This window comes from Hymenobacter puniceus (genome assembly GCF_014333525.1).
Lineage (GTDB): Bacteria > Bacteroidota > Bacteroidia > Cytophagales > Hymenobacteraceae > Hymenobacter.
On record NZ_JACSCX010000007.1, the window covers coordinates 28,840 to 51,606 of the forward strand.

Annotated in this window: 15 protein-coding genes and 1 tRNA gene; 8 read left to right on the top strand and 8 right to left on the bottom strand. The window is 60.3% G+C overall.

All coding sequences use genetic code 11. The features are described 5' to 3' along the window. Positions 1-107 precede the first annotated feature (107 nt). From H8B14_RS17265 to H8B14_RS17275, 3 genes are all read left to right on the top strand, one after another. A complete protein-coding gene (locus tag H8B14_RS17265) occupies positions 108-2,639 on the top strand; it encodes a DUF5686 and carboxypeptidase-like regulatory domain-containing protein (protein ID WP_187316918.1) in 2,532 nt (843 codons plus the stop codon). Positions 2,640-2,842: 203 nt separating this feature from the next. After that, on the top strand, positions 2,843-3,115 hold the full coding sequence (locus H8B14_RS17270) for a hypothetical protein (protein ID WP_187316919.1): 273 nt from the start codon (positions 2,843-2,845) through the stop codon (positions 3,113-3,115). Between the two features lie 192 nt (positions 3,116-3,307). Then, the gene (locus H8B14_RS17275; protein ID WP_187316920.1) at positions 3,308-6,529 is read left to right on the top strand and encodes a cyclic nucleotide-binding domain-containing protein; all 3,222 of its coding nucleotides are present in this window, start codon (positions 3,308-3,310) and stop codon (positions 6,527-6,529) included. A 211-nt stretch (positions 6,530-6,740) separates the two neighbouring features. Here the strand turns inward: H8B14_RS17275 and H8B14_RS17280 are convergent, their stop codons facing one another. The 6 genes from H8B14_RS17280 to H8B14_RS17305 form a co-directional block, all read right to left on the bottom strand. Continuing rightward, complete coding sequence (locus tag H8B14_RS17280) at positions 6,741-7,787, bottom strand: adenylate/guanylate cyclase domain-containing protein (protein WP_187316921.1); 1,047 nt, start codon at positions 7,785-7,787, stop codon at positions 6,741-6,743. Next, positions 7,784-8,167, bottom strand: coding sequence for a response regulator (locus H8B14_RS17285; protein ID WP_410054463.1), 384 nt, complete (start codon positions 8,165-8,167; stop codon positions 7,784-7,786). The genes H8B14_RS17280 and H8B14_RS17285 overlap by 4 nt, the downstream gene beginning before the upstream one ends. Positions 8,168-8,246: 79 nt before the next feature. Then, a complete protein-coding gene (locus H8B14_RS17290) occupies positions 8,247-10,433 on the bottom strand; it encodes a tetratricopeptide repeat protein (RefSeq protein ID WP_187316922.1) in 2,187 nt (728 codons plus the stop codon). An 88-nt stretch (positions 10,434-10,521) separates the two neighbouring features. After that, entirely contained in the window at positions 10,522-11,022 is a 501-nt protein-coding gene (locus H8B14_RS17295) for a hypothetical protein (protein WP_187316923.1), read from the bottom strand. 62 nt (positions 11,023-11,084) lie between these two features. Next, positions 11,085-11,516 (bottom strand): hypothetical protein, encoded by a 432-nt coding sequence (locus H8B14_RS17300; RefSeq protein WP_187316924.1) that lies wholly within the window; start codon positions 11,514-11,516, stop codon positions 11,085-11,087. A 93-nt stretch (positions 11,517-11,609) separates the two neighbouring features. Beyond that, the gene (locus H8B14_RS17305) at positions 11,610-12,020 is read right to left on the bottom strand and encodes a hypothetical protein (protein ID WP_187316925.1); all 411 of its coding nucleotides are present in this window, start codon (positions 12,018-12,020) and stop codon (positions 11,610-11,612) included. Positions 12,021-12,742: 722 nt separating this feature from the next. Here H8B14_RS17305 and H8B14_RS17310 point away from each other — a divergent pair. Both H8B14_RS17310 and H8B14_RS17315 read left to right on the top strand, forming a co-directional pair. After that, positions 12,743-13,438, top strand: coding sequence for a TIGR04282 family arsenosugar biosynthesis glycosyltransferase (locus H8B14_RS17310; protein WP_187316926.1), 696 nt, complete (start codon positions 12,743-12,745; stop codon positions 13,436-13,438). 102 nt (positions 13,439-13,540) lie between these two features. After that, a complete protein-coding gene (locus tag H8B14_RS17315) occupies positions 13,541-16,708 on the top strand; it encodes a TonB-dependent receptor (RefSeq protein WP_187316927.1) in 3,168 nt (1,055 codons plus the stop codon). A 209-nt stretch (positions 16,709-16,917) separates the two neighbouring features. Here the strand turns inward: H8B14_RS17315 and H8B14_RS17320 are convergent. After that, a tRNA-Met gene (locus tag H8B14_RS17320) sits at positions 16,918-16,990 on the bottom strand. Positions 16,991-17,218: 228 nt separating this feature from the next. Here H8B14_RS17320 and H8B14_RS17325 point away from each other — a divergent pair. Then, complete coding sequence (locus H8B14_RS17325) at positions 17,219-18,370, top strand: alpha/beta hydrolase (protein ID WP_187316928.1); 1,152 nt, start codon at positions 17,219-17,221, stop codon at positions 18,368-18,370. Between the two features lie 156 nt (positions 18,371-18,526). Here H8B14_RS17325 and H8B14_RS17330 read toward each other — a convergent pair whose 3' ends face one another. After that, positions 18,527-20,440 (bottom strand): BamA/TamA family outer membrane protein, encoded by a 1,914-nt coding sequence (locus tag H8B14_RS17330; protein ID WP_187316929.1) that lies wholly within the window; start codon positions 20,438-20,440, stop codon positions 18,527-18,529. Between the two features lie 552 nt (positions 20,441-20,992). Here H8B14_RS17330 and H8B14_RS17335 point away from each other — a divergent pair. Further along, positions 20,993-21,331, top strand: coding sequence for a DUF4288 domain-containing protein (locus H8B14_RS17335; RefSeq protein WP_187316930.1), 339 nt, complete (start codon positions 20,993-20,995; stop codon positions 21,329-21,331). Between the two features lie 95 nt (positions 21,332-21,426). Then, complete coding sequence (gene hemW, locus H8B14_RS17340) at positions 21,427-22,572, top strand: radical SAM family heme chaperone HemW (RefSeq protein WP_187316931.1); 1,146 nt, start codon at positions 21,427-21,429, stop codon at positions 22,570-22,572. The last annotated feature ends 195 nt before the right edge of the window (positions 22,573-22,767 follow it).

Sequence of the window (22,767 nt, forward strand, 5' to 3'; positions counted from 1 at the left end):
ACGCAGTTTTTCGCTTGGGCCTTCTGAGCTGCGTGCCAGGGCTACCCGAAAGCCGTATCTTACGCCTCGCCGTCTGTCATTTATCTGATTCTAGCTGCCGATTGCCCTTGTTGCTTTTTTACCGCTACCACTTCCTGCTGTTACTCTTGCTGCTAGCTGGCGCCTGCCCAACCCAGGCCCAGCAGTTGCTGCTGACCGGCCGCATTACGGAAGCGGCAACGGGTAAGCCGGTGCCATTTGCATCAGTGTTCGTGCCCGGTACTACGGCCGGCGCCACCGCCGACGAAAACGGCCGATACTCCCTCAGCACCGCCCCAGCCGATACGGTAGTGGCCTCGGCTATGGGTTTTGCGGCCCTCAAAAAGCCCATCCGGCGGCAGGTCGCACGCCAAACCATTGATTTTGTGCTGGGAGCCGGAGCCGTGAGCTTGGGCGAAGTGGTGGTGCGGCCCCGCGAGAATCCGGCCTACGCTATCATGCGGCGCGTGCAGCAGCAGAAGGACCGCAACAACAAGGCCCGCCTCGATGCCTTCGAATTCGACTCTTACAACCGCACCGAAATCAGCCTCAACAACTTACCCGCGCAGGTAAGCAACCGCAAGGTGCTGCGCCAGATGACGGCCGTAGCCGACAGCCTGGGCTTGGAGCGCGGCGCCGACGGCAAGCCGGTAGTGCCCATCTTCGCCACCGAAATCGACTCGCGCTACTACGTGCTGCGCCAGCCGCTACGCCGCCGCGAGGAAATCCGGCATAGCCGCATGCGTGGCATGGCCCCCCGGGAAGGCTCAGTAATTTCGCAGGTAACGGGCTCCTCATTTCAGGACTGGGACTTCTACCGCAACTGGCAGCAGATCATGGGCAAGGACTTCGTGTCGCCGATTGCTGAGGGCTGGAAGTTCTCCTACGAGTATGAGCTGCAGGACTCGGTTTTCATTGGCAAAGACTACTGCTACCAGCTGGCCGTGACGCCGCGCCGCGCCCAGGATCTGGCCTTCACGGGCACCATCTGGATTACCACCGACAGCTACGCGCTACGCCGTATCGACGTGTATGTCAGCCCCGAAGCCAACCTCAACTTCATCGACCAGATCAGGGTGAAGCAGGATTTGACGCCCACCACGGCCGGCCCGTGGCTGCCGCTGCAGACGCGGGTGGTGGTGGGCATCCGGCCCAGCAAGCAAAGCACCGGCGTAGTGGCGCGCTTCGTCACCATCAACTCCAACTTCGAAGCCCAGAAAGAGCACCCGCTGGCCTTCTACGACCGGCCGCTGGAAACCCTGGCGGTGCCAGTGGGCCCTGCCAGCAAGGAGCCCGACAACTTTTTTGAGCTTAACCGCCCCGATACACTGAGCGTGCAGGAAGCGCGGACCCTAATGGTGCTGGATTCGGTGCGCAAGCTGCCGGCCGTGCGCTCGTTGCTGGAAGTGGCCGATGTGGTAGTGAACGGCTACTACCGGGTGGGCAAGTTCGATGTGGGGCCAGTGCTGGCTACCATCGGCTACAACAATATTGAGGGGCTACGGCCGCGCATCGGGTTCCGAACTACGCCCGAAATCAGCCGCGACTGGACGGTGCGGGCCTACCTGGCGTATGGCCTGCGCGACGGCCGCTTCAAGTACGGTGCCCGCGCCACCCACGTCCTCGACCGGCGTTCCTGGACCACCCTGGGCTTCGAGTACCGCCACGACCTCGACCAAGTGGCGCTGCTCGACAACGACTACGCACTGGAAAACCCATTGTTTGAGGCCTCGGCCCGCCTCGGCAACATCGACAACGGCCGGCCCGTGCTCCGCGACCTGTCGGCGCTGTCGGCGCAGTCGGATCTGTTTCGGGGCTTCACCCAGAAGGTCACGTTCCGGCACCAGCAGTTCCGGCCGCTCTACCGCTTTGCCTACTACACCGGCGACGTGCGCGTGGGCGCCCCCACCGACGACCAGTTCAGCTTGTCGGAGATTGTGCTGGAGTCGCGCTACGCTCCCGATGAGGTGCTGGTGCAGAATGAGAACCAGAACCGCCGCACCTCTTTCGGTCTCAAGCGCCTGCCCATCACCACACTGCGCTACACGCTGGGCCTCAATCGTTTCCTGGGCGGCGACTTCCGCTACCACAAGTTCAATTTGCTGGTGGCGCAGAGTGTGCGCCTGGGCCAGCTGGGGCGCTCCAACTACACGCTCGATGCCGGCTATATCCCGAGCACAGTACCATATCCGGTGCTCAAAACTCACCTCGGCAACCAGTCGCCGTTCTACAACGCCGGGGCCTACAACCTGATGCGCTTTTTTGAGTTCGTGAGCGACCGGTACGTAGCGCTGCGCCTCGACCACCATTTTGAGGGCTTTCTGCTGAACTCGGTGCCGGCACTCAAGCAGCTGAACTGGCGCCTGGTGGCCACCGGCAACGTGCTCTACGGCAGCGTAGCCCGTGCCAACGACGCCATTATACCGCAGCTCGACCCCGACAGCGGCGAGCCACTGCCCCGCTTTCAGCCACTGGGCCGTCTGCCTTACACCGAAGTCGGCTACGGCGTAGAAAACATCTTCCGGGTGGCGCGCGTTGATTTCCTGCACCGCCTCACGTACCGCGACTCGCCGGGAGCCCGTAACTTTGGGGTGAAATTTAGTTTGCAGTTTAGTTTGTGATGAGGGAAACAGTGAACCATGACAGGTAATAGGTAACAGAAAAATAATTTTTCCGGCCGGCATACCTATTATTCCGCCACCACCTAACTTACCTCTCCCCATTTGCTTCATCACCCCATCACCGAAAATCACCTCCTGCAACCCCGGAGCCACTTTGCGGCTCTCCAATGAATCAAATCTTCCCGCTTTTTGTAAAAGAGCTTATGGCATACGAAGTAGATAACCTGACCCTGGCCGAAGCCACCCGGCACGCTCCCTTCGTCGATTACGCCCGGTGCGTAGACGACAGCCAACGCCCCTACAATCACGTAGGCGACTGGCCTGCGGAAGGCGAACTGTACCCAGTGCGCGTAGTTGATTCGCGCACTGAAGGCATGCCGCTTATCCATGTGCTGGGCTTTCAGGGCGAAGCCCCGTTTTACAACGCTTTTGCCCCACACCGCTTTGAAGTGATTCTGACAGTGTGGCTGAACTAAGCTTTTTCCGACTTTTTACCTCCGCAAACTTCCCCGACCGGCACGAAGCCAGTCGGGGAAGTTTGCGTTAGGCCCCTTTGCTCCGGCCCGCCACGGCCAGCCAGCGCATCAGCGGATTCAGTAAGCCATGCATGTTTTTACACTTAATTAATAATATATTATACAAAATATCGAAACACTACTTCTACTCCGATGAATGTAGCGCAGTACTGGCACCGGCTGCTTGGCATCCGCACTCCGGAGGCTAGCACCGTTTGGTTGTTTTTTCTGCACCACTTCCTGCTGGGCGCGGGCACCATGCTGGTCTACGTCACGGCCACGGTGGTACTGCTGGAAAGCCACCCCGACCAAAGCCTGCCACTTTCCTACCTGGTGGCCGCGCTGGCCTTGATTATGGTGGGAAGCGGCTATGCCTGGCTGGAGCATCGGCTGTCGTTGCGAAATTTAGCGGCGTGGGTATTGCTGGCGGTACTACTGCTCACGGGCGGCGTGGCAGCGTTGCTATTGCTGGGCCACTCTCTAGCAGCTGTGCTGGCTTTGGTGGTGGGCTACCGTTTGGTGTATCTGCTTACTAATCTGGAATTTTGGGGTTTGTCAGCGTTGGTGTTCAATGTGCGGCAAAGCAAGCGGCTGTTTAGCCTCATCAGTGCCGGCGACCTGCCAGCCAAAGCCCTGGGCGCTATTCTGGCTACAACTGTGTATGCACACGCCCACCTGGCTTTTCTATTGGCCACGGCCCTGGTGCTTTATGGTGGCACCTTTTTCACGCTGCGCGCCATTCTCAGGCAGCACCCGCTGCACGCCCGCCATATTCCGGTGCGGCCGCCACTGGCCTCGCAAACCCGGTGGCTGCCCGGCGGTAGCGCGCTGGTGCGGTCGATGGGCCTGGCCATCCTGACGCTGGCCGCCGTGGTGGCCGGTATTGAATACCTGTTTTTTGTGGACGTCAAGCAGCGCTACCATCATCACAACGACCTAATTACGTTTATCGGGCAGGTACTGGCTATTACGTATCTGCTGGCTACGCTGTTCAAAGCACTGGTTTCTAGGCCGATGCTGGAACGATTGGGGGCACGCCGGGCGCTGGTGGTGCTGCCGCTCTGCCTGCTGCTGGCCCTGGGGCTGTTTGTGCCACTGCAGGTGCTGGGCCTTACCGAAAACCGCGTGCTGCTGTACTGCTGCAGCCTGTATCTGCTGGTAGAGGTGCTGCGCCGCACCGTGTTCGACCCTATTTTTCTGGTGCTGCTGCAGCCTCTAAGCGCCGTGCAGCGGCTGCAAGGCCACACCACGCTCAAAGGACTGTACGAGCCGCTGGGCATGGCGCTGGCCGGCGCCCTGTTCCTGGGCCTGCCGTTGCTGGGGCTGCGCACCGTCTGGGGGCATCTGGTGTGGATGGGGCTGCTACTGGCGGCGGCGGTGGGGCTGCTCTACCGTGCCTACCAGCACTATCTGGCCGAGTTGCACGAGGCGTTGGAGCTGCGCTTCGTTGACCACCGGGAGCTGGCGTTGCCGGCTACAGCCCGTGGCCTGATGCTGCACAGCCTCGGCAGCCCGCGGCCAGCCGAAGTGCTGCCCGCTCTGCAGTGGCTGCAGATTCATTTTCCGGAGGCACTGGCCGAAGCGGCCCCTACCCTGCTGCACTACCCCAACGACCAGGTACGCCGCCAGGCCCTGCTGCTGCTACCGCCCAACCAGCTGCCGCCGGCCCTGCTGCACCAGCTCGCCACCTCCGACCCCGCTCCGCACCTGCGCCAGGCAGCTGCCCAGCGCCTTGGGTCTCATCCGGACATGGAGCTGGCAACCCTGGAATCCTTGCTTAAGCTCAGCGACATAGCCGCCTGCACAGGCGCTTTGCACGGACGGTTAGCCACCAAGCCGGACTGCCAAGTGGCTCAGGAAAGCTTAGCCCGGTTGCTGGCCTTGCCTTCCACTGCGGCCCAGCAGGCGGCGCTGAGCCTTAGCCACTACCTGCCGGTTGCGCAGCAGGCAACGCTGCTTCGGCAGGCGCTGCACCACACCAACCCCGCCGTAGTGCAGGCCGGGCTGCAAGCCATACGGCAGACCCCGCCCGCCGTACATGCCTCCCTCGACCTGGCACCGGCGGTGCTCCGGCTGCTCCCGCACGCTGCCTTTCGGGCTCTGGCGGCGGCTTGCCTTGTGCAGCTCGCCGAGGCAGCCCTGCCCCATCTGCGCCACGCCCTCCGGCCACCGGTGCTGCTTTCACCGGCTGTACTGCAACTACCCGCCATTATTGGCCGCATCGGAAGTCCGGAAAGCCGGCAGCTGCTGCTAGAGCTGGTGCAGCGGCCCGCAATTCCGCTGCGGGCCGCTGCTCTGCGCGCGCTACGCAATTTCCATCCGCACCCCGCCGACCGGCCTATTTTCAAGCAGCTGCTGCGCGAGGAAATCAACCTGGCGCACCGCCTGCTGTGTGGGCTACGTACCGCGCCCGATGGCCCGCTGGCTTCCAGTCTCAACTATGAACTCGACAGCCTGCACCAACGCGTGTTTGGCCTGCTGGTGCAGCTCTACGAAACCGTAACGGTGGTGCAAGCGCAGCGCAATTTGGCGCAGGCCAGCACCGAACGGCGGGCCAATGCGCTGGAATTGCTTGACAATGTGCTGCCGCATAGCCTGTATCTGGCGCTGCAGGCCGTGCTGGATGACTACCTGCCCGCTGCCGAAAAGGCCCGCCTCCTCGACGACCTGCTGGGCCCTGTGCCTGGTACCGAAGCGCTGAGCGCCTTTCTGGTGCGCCAGGGCGAAACCGTGTTTTCCAGCTGGACGCTGAGCGTGGCCCTGCGCCAGTGGCAGCCCACAGCCCACGACCTGCGCTGGCTGTTGCCGTATCTGCACTCCCGCCAGCCGCTGCTGCACGAAAGCGCCCTACTGGCCCTGCACCACCTGCGAACCACCGGGCCCACTCATTTTCAACAACTTGCAACCGCTCACCCGTCCCTTACCACCTACCTCATGCATACGCCCGCAAGCACGATATCCATTATCGAGCAGGTACTGCTGCTCAAAAGCACCGCTTTGTTTGCCGAAACGCCCGAAAATGTGCTGACCAGCATTGTCGCTATTCTGCAGGAAGTCAGCTACACCGATGGGCAGGTGATTTTCTCGAAGGGCGAGCTGGGCTCCTGCCTGTTTGTGGTGTATGCCGGTGAGGTAGATATTCTGGACGGCCCCCGGCAGCTAGCCCGCTTCGGCAAGGGCGAGTGTTTTGGCGAGCTGGCTCTGTTTGATGCCGAGCCGCGCTCCGCTTCAGCCGTGGCAGCCGGGCCTGCGCGCCTGCTCCGGCTGGATCAGGAAGACTTCTACGAGCTGATGGAAGAGCGGGGCGAGGTGCTGCGCAATGTAGTGCGGGTGCTCTGCCAGCGTCTTCGTCGCCAGAATGAAATGGTAGGGTGAACTGGTGGAAGAATGCGCTGAGGCGATGCGGGAAGAACGTCATTCCGAGCTGAGCGAGGAATTTCGCCAGCGGGCTGATTCGCCCAAACTATATCACCTGAGAAACTTCGTCTGCTCCCCCTCTCGCCTGTTCGGTGAGGGGGCTGGGGGTGAGGCGCGCGTCAGGACGCGAGATGCTTCGGCTGCGCCTCCGCACGACGTTCTTCACTCGTCATTCCAGCACCTCGTAGAGAAGCACTGGCTCGGCTTTGTTTTTAAAACGCATCTCCCCTACGGTCTGGCACCGAAATGACTCCTGGATGCGCGCGTGAAGATCCGCGGTAATCAGAATCTGGTGGCGCTGGGCGGCATCCTGCAGGCGCTGGCCCAGGTTCACCACGTCCCCGATAACCGTGTAGTCGAGGCGGCGCAACGTGGCCGAGCCAATGTTGCCGGACACCATTTCGCCGGAGCTGATGCCAATGGACACCGCGGGCTCGTAGTCCAGTCCTTCGGGCAGCAGGCGCGGGATGCTTTGCACGAGGTTGCGCACGGCCAGGGAGGCATCAATGGCGCGGTCGAGGTGGTAGTCGCCACGAAATACAGCCATTACGGCGTCGCCCATAAATTTATCTACATAGCCGCCCTGCAGGATAATCTCCTTCACCATCTGGTCGAAGTAGGTGTTGAGCATGGCTACCACTTCTTCCGCCGGCATCTTTTCGGCCAGCATAGTAAAGCCGCAGATGTCAATGAAAACCACCGTGGCCTGGATGGTTTCGCTGGCCAGCAGCCGGTTGCTGAACTCGGGCCGGGCCATGAATTTGAGCACTGTTTCGTCCACGTACAGGCGCAGCACCTTGTTTTCTTCCATCAGGTGCAAGGCCGCGCGCAGCTCATTTACCTGCGCAATGGTTTTTTCGATGGTGAGTTCCAGGTCAGTGAAATCCACGGGCTTGCACACGAAATCGAAGGCTCCACGGTTCATGGCGGTGCGGATATTGGCCATGTCGCCGTAAGCGGATACCATCACGGTTTTCACCACGGGGTTGGTTTCGCGCAGGCGCGTGAGCAGCGTCAGGCCATCCATCACGGGCATGTTGATGTCGGCCAGCACCACATCGGTGTCGGGGTGAGCAGCCAGCACAGTTAGAGCTTCTTCACCGTTGCCGGCAAACACAAACTCGTACGCTTCCTCCCGAATCTTGCGCCGGAAGCGTTGCCGGATCAGCAGCTGCAGGTCGGCCTCATCATCAACTACCAGAATCTTGGTTTTCATGCCGCCGGCTCTAAGCGAAGCTTATGTTTGAGGGCCGCAAAATCCACGGGCTTGGCCAGCAGATCTTCGGCCCCGTCGTAGCGGGCCTGCTGCCGGCTGGCATCGTCGGCGTTGGCCGTCAGCATCAGCACGCGGGTGGCGGGCAGCTCATGGCTGGCCCGGATACGCCGCAGCAGCTCCAGCCCGCTCATACCGGGCATATTGATATCGGAAAGCACCACCACCGGCTCGGTGGGGTGCTGATGCAGATACGCCAGCGCATCTTCTCCTGAAAACACGAACGTAAACAGGTGCTCTCCGCTACGAATCTCGTGGCGAAAACGCAGCTCAAACAACGGCTTTATGTCGGTTTCGTCGTCGACTACCAATATGTTCATCATAGCAGTCTTTAGGTGTGAAGGTAGAGCGCGGCTACTTTAGAAGCGCAATTTACATAGACTTAATAAATATATTTTATAACTATTTCGCCCAATTAGAGCTGTTATGGAGTGGCAGCCGCACCACAAACTCGGCAAATTCTCCTTCTTGGGTGTTCACCGTGAGCGTACCGCCGTGTACCTGCGTCACTATGTCGTAGCTCAGCGACAAGCCCAGCCCGGTGCCTGCTCCGGGGGGCTTGGTGGTGAAAAAGGGCTGAAACACTTTATCGATTATATCGGAAGAAATGCCCAGACCATTGTCGTGGATTCTTATTTCGGCCTCATTTAGGTAGCGGCATGTATAGACTTTTACCTGGGGCTGGTAGCTGCTACCGACGTGTTGCTGCTTTTCGGTTACTGCGTAAAAAGCGTTGGTGAACAGGTTGAGCAACACCCGGCTCAGGTCCTGGGGTACTACCTCCACAGTGCCCATGCCCGGGTCGAGATGCGTAGTGATAAGGGCATTGAAGCTTTTGTTTTTTGCCCGCAGCCCGTGGTAGCTCAAGCGCAGATATTCCTCTACCAGGGCATTGAGGTCGGTGGGGCGGCGCTGGCCCGTGCTGGCCCGCGAGTGTTCCAGCATGCCCTTCACAATGCTGTCGGCGCGGTGGCCGTGGGTTGCTATCTTCTGCTGCATGCCGTCCAGATCCTGCAGGAGGGCGCTTATAGTAGCGCGGCGGGCAGGCGGCAGTGGTTCCGTATCCAGCTCCTGCCGCAGTTCGGCCAGCAGTTCGCCGCTCAACTCCGCAAAGTTGTTGACGAAGTTGAGCGGATTCTGAATTTCATGGGCCACGCCGGCCGTCAGCTCACCCAGGCTGGCCATTTTTTCGCGCTGCACCAGTTGGCGCTGGGCGGCCTGCAGCTGGTGCAGCGTACGGTCGAGGTTGTCGCGCTGCCGGGCAATCTGCTCGTTGTGCTCGTTGAGCTGGCGGTTGGTGCGCTGCTTGAGCACCACGTTGCGCCACAGCAGCGCCGCCACCACCAGCAAGCCGCCCAGCCCGGCCAGCAAGGCATACAGTTGCTGGCGCTGGCGGGCACTTTTCTGCGCCTGCAGCTGGCGTGTTTTGGTGAGCAGCGCTATCTGCTGCTGCTTTTTATCCAGCTCAAAACCGTAGCGCAGCGCACTGGTCTGCCGCTGCACTTCCTCCCCCGACAGCGTGTCTTTGTAGGCCACATGCAGCCCCAGGTACTTGAAAGCCCGCGCCGAGTCGCCGCGGGCGGAGTAGGCGCGGGCCAGTACCTCGCTGGCGTTGCGGATGTTTTCGTTGTTGCGGTGTTGCTGGCTGAGCTGCAGGCCGTGCCGGGCCAGCGCAATGGCACTATCCGGCTGGTTGAGGGCCAGGTATACGCGCGCCAGAATCAGCTCGGCGGCGGGCAAACTGAACACGTCGTTGCCGGTACGGGCGAGCTGGCGGGCACGCTGGCCATGCTGCAAAGCCAGGGCCTGGCGCCCTTGTTCCTCATAGAGCTCGGCTACGTCAATCTCATCAATGGCTTCACTCTTGCTGTCACCGAGTTTGCGGTTGAGGGCAATGGCGCGCTGGTAGCTGGCCAGTGCCGGTTGGTAGCGGTGCTGCTGCTGGTAGGAGTTGCCGAGTACATTCAATGCCGAAGCGACGGCGCGCTCATCCCCAATCTGGTCGGCGTCGCGCAGGGCCAGCTGCAGCACCAGCACGGCGCTGCGGTAGTCGCCGAGCTGGTTGTAGATGTTGCCCAGCGTCACGCGCAGCCGCACCTGGGCCTGTTGGTCGTGCACCTGCTCGGCCAGGTGCAGGCCCTTCAGCGCGGCCTGCATGGCGGGTACCGGGCTGCCCTGCACCATGTATATCAGGCTGAGCTGCATATACACGTTGCTAAGGCCGGCGCGGTCGGCACGGCGCGTAAATAAGGCCTTGGCCTGCTGCGTGTACCGCAAGGCCGGGTTGTAGTCGGCCTGGCGGCGGTAGAGCGTGCCGAGGCGCAGCAGGGCCAGGCCCTCGCCTACGGGGTCGGCGATGCGGCGGGCCAGCGCCAAAGCCTGCTTGGTGAGTGTAATGGCCTCAGCGGGCTGCAGCTTGCTTACTTCCACAGCCAACGCCTGCAGCCGGCGCACCCGGGTGGTATCGGCCTGCGGGTGGCTGGCTACCAGGCGCCGCAGGCTGTCGAGGGCGCGCGTCTGGCTGGTTGCAGCCGGCCCAGTCAGCAGTCCGGCAGCCAGCAGCAAAACCAGTCGATGACAGCGCAGCATAAGCAACAGGAACAGTACAGTGGCAGCATAACCGGCTGGTGGCGCCTGCGCGCAGGCACCAGGCCGCTTTGGGGTCAGAAACCAGAGGCTAGCCGGCTGCCCACGGCAGCAGCGCACCCGCGCCGCCCAGCACCAGTAGCTTGCTGATCCATTCTCTCTTACCCGGGTAATCCGGATTGATGGTGACACCCGTTCGGTAGCCATACACATCCACTACACTACCCAGCCGGGGGTTGGTATGCAGGTCCGATGGATCAGGCTGCATCGGTTCTTTGGTGGTGCCCGGCAGCTGACCGGCTTGTTTCAGCTGCGCAAAGTCGTTGTCTACTGCATCAGAACCCCAATAGATGGCCGGGCTATACTGCAGGGCCGGCGAGTTAGCCTTCACGCCTGTCACCCGCAACTCGGTCTGGTAGGTGGTTTCAACCGGGTCGATGTTGGCCGTAAACACCTTGAATACTGCCAGGTTCCTTTTTTCCACGTCCGGCTTTTCCCGGTCCAGCAGCTTACCGTAGTGCGCCACTGCCCTGTCGAAATCCTCTTCCTTCACGCGGTAATCGACGATACATCTGCGGGGCTTGTGTAACATGATCAGTGCGTAAGAGTGAACTCGAAAAGGGGTTTAAAAAGACAGTCCGGCAAAATGACAGACTATGGAAAGTCGGGGTTGATGATGAACCCGGTGCGGTTGCCGAAAGCATCCTGCACCCCGGCCTCCCGCTCCGCAAAGCTTCGGCGCCGAAGTTGATTGCCGACCGGCACACCGGCTTCAGGTTGCGGCAGCTCAGGCGTTGCTTCCTGCTGCGGAAGCCACGTATCGGCGTCCTTGGCTTCTGTACCCCAGAACACCAGCGGCACATTGTCGGCAGGAGAGGCATCTTCGGGCACACAGGTCAGGCACAGCTCGCACTGAAAGTACTCGTCATCATTGGGCACTTTAAACACCTCAATCAGCAGCTGGTCTTCGGGGAGCGGGTCGGGCACCTTTTGCAGAAACAGGCCGGCGTAGTGGTGCACTGCCTGCGCGAAGCTTTTCTTCGGTATCCGGTATTCTATCAGTACTCTGCGGGACGTGCTGCTCATAACGGCGGACGGGAATCTTCGGTGGCTGAAAAACTTCCTGTAGCAAGCGGCCTCCTGCGGCTACATCCCGCGCCCGGCGCTGCTCTTCCTGCTTTAAGTGGTGGCGAGGGGCGGGTAGTCGGGGTTGGTAAAGCCAAACCGGTTACCGTATTCGTCTATTATGCTGCCGCGCTTACTGGTTTCACCATGGCCGGCAGGCGGCTCGTCGTTGGGGTTGGGTGCCCGGCCGCCCAGCAGGTCGGTGTAGGCTGCCGCCGCAGGTTCCTCGGTAAGCCAATACACCACTGGGCCAGTCACGGCGCTGCCCTCAGCCATGCCCCGAACGCTCACAAAAAACCACTTGCCGCTCTTGTTGTCTGTTTCCAGCACGATCAGGTCCGGGTAAGTTTCAGGCCGGCGCTTCACCCCAAACAGGGTTTCGTAGTACACAGCCGCTTGTTCCAGTTCCGCTTGCTTCACCCGAAACTCAATGGCACACTTGGTGATGTCATACTTGCTTGGCATGATGCAGAGGTATTAGATTAATATAGAATTGAATATACATTATATTATCTATATAATAAAAGTTTATCTTATTTGAAGTCAAACAGAACAGCTGGTTGCTGAGCTACTATTCGCTGCGCGCTATCCTACGTACTTCCTTTTCCTCTCTGAGTCTTGAGCATTGGGCCTGACACAGAAGCAAATGATGCTGCATTTTTCGGAGCAGATAGCTTGCTGATGGCAGTGTAGCCACCCACACAGTTATGCACCCAGCCAACTGACTATTGCACCTGCTACCAAAGGCAATGTTGCTGAGAAGCTGACGACAGTTATAAAGTTCAAACATGCCCAGGTACACAGGCATCCAGTCTCCGGTGAAGCGGCGAAGCACGGTCCCGTGCCTGCCGGTCCGGCAAAAATCAACGAAGTGAAACCACCACGAGCCTAGCTAAAACAACACTGGGCCAACATAGTGGAAAGAGAAACCTGGGCACGAATACGAATTAGCCGCAATACCTTACTTTTCGATGGCAGCTTGAAGCCGCCAGCGCCCACGCCACGCTGGATGTATCAGCCGCCTGCTCAGAACTATTTTGCCAGCCTTGCCTAATCCGGGCCGCTTTCCATTTCGTAAGCTGTACAGGCTGTAAGTTAACCACGCCAGTGTGGTGGCTGCTTCTGTTGTATTCCAGGCAGGTGCAGGTTGTTTGCCTGCATTCGGCCGTACTGTTCATTTTCTGCCCTTGTCCACCACCGCCCTCGTTGCCATCCTGCTGTTCACCCGCTCAGCGGGGGAAGAGGGTGCGCGCAAGCGTTTTCTAAGTGAGGGCACTCCGGCCGACAACGCGGCGGTGGCGGCCCACCTGATCAGCCACACCGCTGCCACGGCCCACCGGGCCGGCGTGGATGTGGTGTGCGTGGATTCCAGCCAGCAGGTAGGCACCACCTTCGACCAGCGGCTGGCCGCGGCCATGCGCGCCACCTTTGCCCGCGGCTACGAGCACCTGCTGGTTATCGGCAACGACTGCCCGCAGCTAACCAGCATTTTGCTACGGCAGGCAGTGAAGGCCGTGCTGGCTACGGGAGCCGTGCTGGGCCCTGCTACTGATGGGGGCGTGTATTTGCTCGGGCTTTCGCGCACCTTGTTTGAGCAGGGCGCCGGCCAGAAACTGCCCTGGCAAACCCTGCATCTGATGGCCGCTTTGCGCCGGCAGCTACGGCAGCTGGGCACCGTGGTGCACCAGCTACCCGCTCTGGCCGACGTGGATGATGAAGCCAGCCTAGCCCGGGTGCTCCGGCAGCCGCTAACCTGGCAGCTGCACCGCCGCCTGCACCAGCTGCGCACCGCCCGGCGGCATCGTCCGGGTCCGCTCAGCTTGGTACCGCGCCGGCAGCCTGCGCTGTCGGCCCGACTTCATCGGGGGCCGCCTGCCCACTGAAACGTCCACAATCTGCCCGCTCAACAGTCCGGACAGCTCCTTGCGGGCTGCTTCCGGGTGTGCGGGTTTTTGCCGATGCGTTCAGCTTTCTTTCCCTTTCCAATGAGGCAGGCTCTATTCCTATTCACTATACTCTTCCTGATTTTTCTGACCTTGCCGCAGGCAGTGGCCCAGCTGACCACCAGCTCGTTTGAGGGGCAGGTGCGCGACAAAGCCGGCGCGGCCATTCCGGGCGCCACCGTGGTGCTGATGCACGTACCCACCGGTACCCGCAGCGGCACCCAGACCGACGCCAGCGGCAAGTTTCTGCTCAACAACCTGAAGCCGGGCGGCCCCTACACGGTGCAGGCAAGCGTTGTGGGCTACCGCGCCCAAAGCCAGGACAACCTGTTTCTAAGTTTGGGCAAGGTGGCCCGCCAAACCTTCACGCTGCTGGAAGTTGCCACCGAACTGGGCGAAGCCGTTGTCATTGGCAGCCAAAGTGACCCATTCACGGCCGACAAAAACGGGCAGGCCTACCACCTCAGCCAGCAGGCCATCCAGAACGTGCCCACGCTCAACCGCAGCCTCGGCGACCTGACCAAGCTGATGCCGCAGGGCAACAAAAACTCATTTGGCGGGGCCAACTACCGCTTCAACAACTTGAGCATTGACGGCATGGCCACCAACGACGTGCTGGGGTTTCAGGAGCCGGCCAGCGGTGCGGCAGGCACCGTGGCGTCGGGCACGCCGGGGGCCCTGGCCGGCACCCAGCCCATTTCCATTGATGCCATCGAGGAAATCACCGTTGTGCTGTCGCCGTTCAACGTCACGCTCGGCAACTTCACCGGCGCCAACATCAACGCCGTGACCAAGAGCGGCACCAACCAGCTCCGGGGCAGCGTGTACGGCTTTGCCCGCAATCAGTTTATCACCGGCAAGAGCGTGGACAACCTGCGCACGCCCATCTCCAGCTACTACGACGTGCAATCCGGCGTCAGCGTTGGCGGACCGATTATTAAGAACAAGCTGTTTTTCTTCGGCAACTACGAAAGCCAGCGCCGCGAGGAGCCGGTGCTGTACGCACCCGGCGCCCCCGATGCCAACGTGCCCCGCGAGGTGGCCGCGCAAATCAGCAACCACCTGATAACCCGCTATGGCTACGACCCCGGCACTTTCAGCGACGCCACCATCAAGCGCCACAGCGACAAATTTCTGCTGCGCCTGGACTACAACCTCTCGGAAAAGCACCGCCTCGTGCTGCGCGACAACTACGTCACGGGCTTTGCCGACAACCTGGAACGCTCCCCTACGGTGCTCAACTTCGGCAACCAGGGCTTCCGGCACAACAGCCGCACCAATAGCCTGGTGACCGAGCTGAAAAGCACGTTCAGCAGCCAGATTTCCAACCAGCTGATTGTGGGGTTGAACACAGTGTCGGAAAACCGCAGCTACGCCGGCCGCATCTTCCCGCACCTGGAAATCAACTACAACACCGCCACGTCCATTTTCGCGGGCACCTACCGCGAGGCGGCCGTGTACGGCTCCGATTTGAGCACCACGCAGTTCACCGACAACCTGACGCTGTTCAAGAACCGGCACACCATTACGCTGGGCACCACCAACGAGCTGAATAGCATTCAGTACCGCTTCCTGACAGCCTTCAATGGGCGCTGGCAATACTCCTCGGTGGATGCCTTCCTGCAGGACCGCCCCAACCGGGTGCGCGGCGTGTACAACACCGAAAACAACGACCCCGACTTCAACAAACGCCTGCCGTCGGCCGACTTTCGGGTGCTACTGCTAAGTGTCTATGGCCAGGACGACTACCGCGTTTCAAACCGCCTGAACGTGCAGCTGGGTTTGCGCCTGGATATGCAAGTGCACCCTGACAAGATTCCGGCGAACCCGGCCGTATCTAGAAACCCGGAGTTTGCCCAATACCAGAACAAGTTTGGCGGCGTGCCGCAGGTGAATCCCCGTCTGAGCTTCAACTACCAGCTCAACGAGGCCAACACGCTGCAGCTGCGCGGCGGCTCGGGCTTGTTTACGGGGCGCATTCCGTTTGTGTGGTACGCCTACTCGCACTACGTATCCGGCAACCGCTACAACAACATCGACTACCGTCCCACGGGTGCCCTGCCCATCACCGAGGACCTCTCGGCGCTACAGGCGGTGCAGCCCGGCATTGCCGAAATCAACCTCATCGACAACGACTTTAAGCTGCCCCGCGACTGGAAATCCACGCTGGCTTTTGACGCCAAGCTGCCCTACGATTTCACGTTTACGGTGGAAGGGCTCTACGCCAAGGTGATATCCGGCATGCTGTTTCAGTCCATCAATTTCAAGGACAACAAAGCCAACTTCATCGGCGCTGACACCCGCCCGTATTTCGCCACCACCGGCAACGCTGCCAAGATAGACCCGGCATTTACCAACGTCTTTGCCATGTCGAATACCCGGCTGGGCTACAACTACAACGCCACCGTTTCGCTCAGCAAACGTATTGAAAGCAAGATCGATGCCTATGCCGGCTACAGCTACGGCCAAAGCAAGGACATTGTGAATGGCGTGCGCGTGTCGCCGGCCGCCAACTACGAGTGGAACCAGGCACTGGTGGCCAACACCCCGGAACTAGCGTACTCCAACTTCGATTTGCGCCACAAGTTCATCGGCAACGTCAACTACCACACTTTGGTGAAGCAGCGCTTTGGGTTGTCGGCCAGCCTCGTTTACATTGCCCGCTCGGGCAGCCCGTTTTCGTTTGTGTATGAGGGCGACGTAAACCGCGACGGCTCAGCCAAAAACGACCTGCTCTACATCCCGCGCGACGCCTCCGAAATCCGGCTGGCGCCCATCACCAATGCGCAGGGCGCGGTGCTGGTATCGGCAGTGCAGCAATACGAGCAGCTGGCGCAATACCTAGCCAACGACGAGTACCTATCTGGCCGCCGCGGTAGCTATGCCGAGCGCAACGGCGCCCGCACCCCTTGGACTCAGCAGCTCGATTTGCGCCTCACAGCCAAGCTACCGGTCACGAAAGCGGGCACGCAGCGCCTGGAAGTATCGTTCGACTTCATCAACCTCGGCAACCTGCTGAACCGCGACTGGGGCCTGCAGTACTTCGTGCCCAACATCAACAACTCGGGCTACGCTCTGCTAGACTTCGTGCGGATCGAGAACCAGCAGCCAGTGTATCAGTTCAAGAACCCGGCTGGCACGCCTTGGCAGACTGACCCCATCAACTCGCGCTGGCAGGGCCAGTTGGGGCTGCGCTATTCGTTCAACTAAGCTGCGTTTGCTAATACTGGAACGTCGTGCTGAGCTTCATGCAGAGATGCTTCAACAAACTCAGCATGGCGTTTTCGTTGGCTTGCAAAGCCGCTTCAGCATAGTCGCAAGCCAGACTATTGGCTGAGTCCAAGCAATGGCTTAATCACCAAATCCGAGAATAAATGAAGAAGGCCGTTCCCCTGATTGGGAAACGGCCTTCTTTTAGGTAGCGGGGACTGGACTCGAACCAGTGACCTTTGGGTTATGAGCCCAACGAGCTACCAACTGCTCCACCCCGCACTGTTTGGTGATACAAATGTAAGAGGCTTTTCGGAAAATGCCACCGCAAGACTCACAAATACCGATTGGCAGGCGGTTGCGCCCTGATTGTCAGCTACAAAGTTTTTCCACCTACGAGGGCATCACTGGCCTGCTGTACACAATTACGGGGTTTGACCACCTAAGCCCGTGGTCTGTCGTAAAGCCCGTCACTGTTTTATTCTACCCAACCACAGCCAACTTCTACTCATGGACCACACTTCCATCACGCGCAACACCTTCGCCGCCTCCCTGTTACTGGCCGGCCTTGGCCTGACTTCCTGCAATAGCACCCAGACCACCGACTCGGCTACGACCACCGCCACCTCCGACTCTACCATGACTGCCGCCGCCGATACTGCCGGGGCTGGCTCAATGGCGGTGACGCCTACCGGCCCGGCTCCGGCCTGGGCTACCGGCATCAAGCCCGAAATGCAGGCTGTTATCGAAACGCTCGGCACCTTAGGTGGCAAGCCTATTGAAACCCTGACGGCCCAAGAGGCGCGCCAACAGCCCACCCCTACTGATGCGGTAATGAAGCTGATGCGCGATAAGAACATTCCCGCGCCGCCCGTCACGGCCGACACCATGAGCCGCATGGTGATGCCCGGCGTGAAAGTGCGCATCTACACGCCCAAGGGTGCTACCGGCCCGCTGCCCGTAGTGGTGTACTACCACGGTGGCGGCTGGGTGATTGCCAACCTTGATACCTACGACGGCTCGGTGCGTGGGCTGGTGGAGAAAACCGGTGCCATCTTCGTGTCGGTGGCGTACCGCCAAGCTCCCGAAAACAAGTTTCCGACGGCCCACAACGACTCGTTTGCCGCCTACCAATGGGTGCTGAAAAATGCCGCCTCGTTTAATGGTGACCCCAAGAAAGTAGCCGTGGTAGGCGAAAGCGCCGGCGGCAACCTGGCTGCCTCCGTAAGCATGATGGCCCGCGACAAAAAGGTGATGCTGCCGCTGCATCAGGTGCTGGTGTACCCGATTGCCGGCTACGACATGAATACGCCGTCGTATCAGAAAAACGCCGAGGCCAAGCCCCTGAACAAGCCGATGATGGCTTGGTTCTTCAAAAACTACCTGCGAAGCGCTACCGATGGCAAAAGCCCAATGATTTCGTTGGTTAATGCCAACCTGAAAGGCCTGCCCGCCACCACCGTCATCACCGCCAGCCTCGACCCACTGATGAGCGACGGCAGCATACTGGCCGACAAGCTGAAAGCGGCCGGCGTAGCCACCAAATACCAGAACTTCGAGGGCGTAACGCACGAATTCTTCGGCATGGCAGCCGTAGTGCCCCAGGCTAAAGAGGCCCAGGACGTAGCCGCTGCCGAGCTGAAAAGCGCTTTGATGAAGTAGCGGAACCAGCATAGCAAACGCCTGTCATCCTGAGCTTGCGAAGTATCTTATCACGTCAGAATAGTAATCGTAACAACGACACGTTTTGGCGTAATATGATTCTTCGCAAGCTCAGGATGACAGGCGTTTTTGTGCGCGATTCTGTGCCCACCAGCATCAGAACCGGCTGGTAATACCGAAGTGGATTTTGCCGGCGCCCAGCGCTAGTTTCTGCTGCCGGTCGCGGCCGAGGGCGTAGACGAACTGAAACTGGCCGGCCCCGGTGCGGAAGCTCAGGCCGGCGCCCAGCCCGGTGGGTGCGTCGTCGTTGGAGGCCGTCAGAATGTCGAGGCGCAGGTAGCCCTGGTCGACGAAGGCGAAGACGTAGGCGTCGGGCCCGGTGAACTGGCGGTATTCCAGCGTGCCCACGGCGTACTGGCTGGCGTAGAAGTTCAGCTCGTTGAAGCCGCGCAGCGTGGCGAGGCCGCCCAGCCGGAACAGGTCGTTCAGGAACAGCCGGCGGTTGAACAGCGCCTCGCCGCGCACCCGTGCCAGCAGCACTCCGCCCCGCCCGATGCGGTTGTAGCGCTCCAGCCGGGTACTCACGCTCACCTGCGTGGTGCGCAGCGGCAAACCCATATACAGCTCCTCTTTCAACTCAGCGTTGCGGCTGATAATCTTGCTGCCCACGGAAGCCTGCCCGCTGGCCAGCACCCCAGTACGCGGGAAAAACGGGTCATCGAGCGTGGTCCAGACGTAGTCGAGGCCGTAGGAAGTGAAGCGGGAATCGATGTTCTGGGGCAGGGCCGTGGCCAGACTATCCACGAGCAGCAGGCGCGAGCTGCGCCACTCCGTGAAGAAGCCGACGCGCCCAGCCCGCGCCGTGGGGTAGGTCACCTGCAGGCGCGGGCGCAGCGTCTGGAAGGCATTGACGGGGTCGGTTTGGCGGTACAGGTTGAAGTTGCCGTCGAGCTCCAGCGGCGTGCCGAAAAACGTGGGGTGGCTGTACTGAGCGTCGAGCTGCTGCGAGTTGGCATCTACCTTACGCCACTGCAGCCCCAGGCCTTTGCCGCCGCCCTTGAGGTTGCGCAGCGCAATCGTGACGTCGCCGGTGAGCTGCACGCGCTTCTGGCCGAGCGTGGGCGTGGGGTTGGGCAGCACGCCTACAATGGCGTCGAACTGGTTGGCGGTGCGGTCTTCGAGCAGCAGATACACCCGCGCCCGACCCTGCGCAAACCGCACTTCGGGCTCGGCCTTGAGCTGCAGATAGGGTAGCTGCCGCAGCCGCCGCGCCGCTTCCTGCACCCGTTCCTGGCTGTAGGGCTGGTTCGGGAAAATCTGCAGGTACTTGGTCAGGAAGCGTTTTTTGGTTTTGGTATTGCCCACAATCTGCAGCGAGTCGAACACGATGGCCGGGCCACGCTCCAGCACCACGCGCCCCTCGATATCGGCACCGCGCAGCTGCACCGAGTCAAGGCGCACGATGGCGAACGGGAAGCCCTGGTTTTCGGCTTCGGTAAGGATACGCTGCTGCAGCCGGCTCCACTCCTGCGGCTGAAACGGCTGCTCGCGGTACAGCTTTTCGCGGTAGCCGGCACGCGTGAGCAGGCCGTCGCCGAGGTTGCCGTTGCGCAGCCGCGCCCACCGAAACTGCTCGCCGATGTAGAGCTGCACCCGCACCGTGTCGCGGCGCCAGCGCATGGCGTCGGCCGAGGCCGTGAGGTAGCTCTGGCCCTGCAGCGCCAGCACCAGCTCGCGCACCTCGCGCAGTACAGCCAGCGAATCGGGCAGCACCAGCTTGGTACGGTAGCGGCGCAGCACGGCGCGGTCGGCGGCTTCGGCTTCCAGCACCAGCACGCGGGGCTTGCGCACCGGCAGCGCAGCCCGTTGCGGCCGGGCAGTCCGGCTGCTGTCAGGGCGGCTGGCCTGAGTGGTATCGGGGCGCAGGGCGCGGCTGGTATCCGACGACATGGCCGGCATAGCCTGCGGCGGCAGGCTGAGGTTGAGCGGCGTGGTTTGGGCCCACGCGGCGCTCGGGCTGCCCGTCAGCAGCCAGCACCAACCCAGAAAAAGCAGTAAGCGGGCAGCCATCGTGGCAAGTAAACGCAAAACTGGGGCTTTCGTGCGTTATGGGTGAACGGCTATAATGGAATTTGGTATAAATTGACTTTCACAGCTACGTATCAACAGTGCTGTCCCATTTCTATATCTTGTAGGCTATTCAGTAGCAGCAATTGAGTATTTGAGGAGGGCCTATAGAACGGCGTAACATAGACAGCCATGGGGTATAAAAGTGTTTGTATAGAATGCAGATTAGCATGGAATAGACCTTTGGACCCTGGCTCTGCTAGGCTTTACCCGTGTTCAAGATGCGGTAAACCAATGACGCTTTTATCTCACAGATTCAGGCCTCCCAGAAAGACAGATGACCAAGGATGGAAAACAGTTACATACCTCATAAAGAGTGGATTCCCTAATGACCACGTTTATCAGAAAATAGAAACTCCTAACGGAGTACCGAATTATCATACCTATGCAGAATACCCTGATAATATCAGGGACGCTAAAGAATTTGTAGAGAGGTACAAAGACCAAGCACGAAAATGAGTAATTCGGCAACTGCCCCTCCAAACTTTCTTTGATATGGCAGCCAAAGAATGGTACGGCGCACGCACCGTATACCGGCTAGATAGATACTCATCCGAATCCGATTCAGCCTATCTGTATGAGGAAAGAATTGTGGTAGTAAAAGCAGCTTCTTTCGATGATGCAATTGCACAAGCAGAAAAGGAAGCTTCAACTTACGCTACTGGAAAACCGGGAATTGCCTATTTAGGCTTTGTAAACGTGTTCAGGATTGTTGATGACAGCATTACTAACAATACAGAAGTGTATTCCTTGGTAAGAGAAAGTACGCTGCTTTCGAAAGAATACCTCGATAGATTCTTCGATACGGGTTCTGAGAGGACAAAAAGCGTTTAGTATCTGAACTGGGGCAAGTGTCGCCCTACTCTCCCCGCCGTATCTTTGCCCTCCCGTAGCGCCCGCCCCATTTCCGCGCCGCCCGCTACCCGCTAATGCCCGGACTGTACCTCCACATCCCCTTCTGTAAGCAGGCCTGCCACTACTGCGACTTCCACTTCAGCACCAGCATGGCCTTGAAGAGCCGGCTCGTGGAAGCCATAACGCAAGAGCTGGCCTTACGTGCCGACTACTTGGGCCCGCAGGCCACGCTGGACACCATCTACTTCGGCGGCGGCACGCCTTCTTTGCTCACTCAGTCCGAGCTAGAGCAGCTGTTTGAGGCCATCCACCGGCATTTCCAGGTGGCCGAAGATATGGAAGTCACCCTCGAAGCCAACCCCGACGACCTGACGCCGCAGAAGGTGCGCGAGCTGGCGGCCTCGCCCATCAACCGGCTCAGCATCGGGCTGCAGAGCTTCCACGAGCCGCACTTACGGCTGATGAACCGGGCGCACTCGGCCACCGAGTCGGGCGCGGCGGTACGGCTGGCGCAAGACGCGGGCTTTGAGAACATTTCGGTGGACCTCATTTACGGGGTGCCCGCCGACAGCCACGCCATCTGGGAGCAGGATATGGCGGCGGCCTTCGCGCTGGGCGTGCCGCACTTGTCCTGCTACGCCCTCACCGTGGAGCCCGACACCGTGTTTGGCCGGCGCCAGCAGAAAGGCACGTTCCGCCCGCCACCCGACGATTTCGTGGCCCGGCAGTTTGAGCTGCTGCTCCAGGAAATGGCCCGCCACGGCTACCAGCAGTACGAAATCAGCAACTTCTGCCAGCCCGGCCGCGAGTCCAGGCACAACTCGGCGTACTGGCGCGGTGTGCCTTATTTGGGGCTGGGTCCGAGCGCGCACTCCTTTAACGGCCACAGCCGCCAGTACACTCTCGCCAACAACCCACAGTACGTGGCCGCCGTGCTGGAGCGTCAGGAGGTGCCGGCCACCATCGAAGTTCTTTCGCCGCTGGACCGCGCCAACGAGTACCTGATGACCAGTTTGCGCACAACCCAGGGCACCGACCTGCGCCACCTGCGCGACACCCTCGGCGTGGATTTACTCATCCAGCAAGCCGCCTACTTGCAGGAGTTGCAAGCCACCCGCCTCGCCACCCTCGACGACGCCGGCACCCTCCGCCTTACCGATCAGGGCAAGCTCTTGGCCGACCACATCACGCTGACTTTGTTCCAGAGCCCAACAGAGTAGGTAAGACAATGTATGGCCAGTCACATGAAGTGAATATGAACGTCATGCTGAGCTAGTCGAAGCATCTCTCCCGCTTCGTTTACACGGCCACAACGAAGCGGGAGAGATGCTTCGACAAGCTCAGCATGACGTTTCAGCGTTTCATACGCACCCTGGTTGCAAGCGCCAACTCCGCAGCCGCCGCAAAATTCTTAC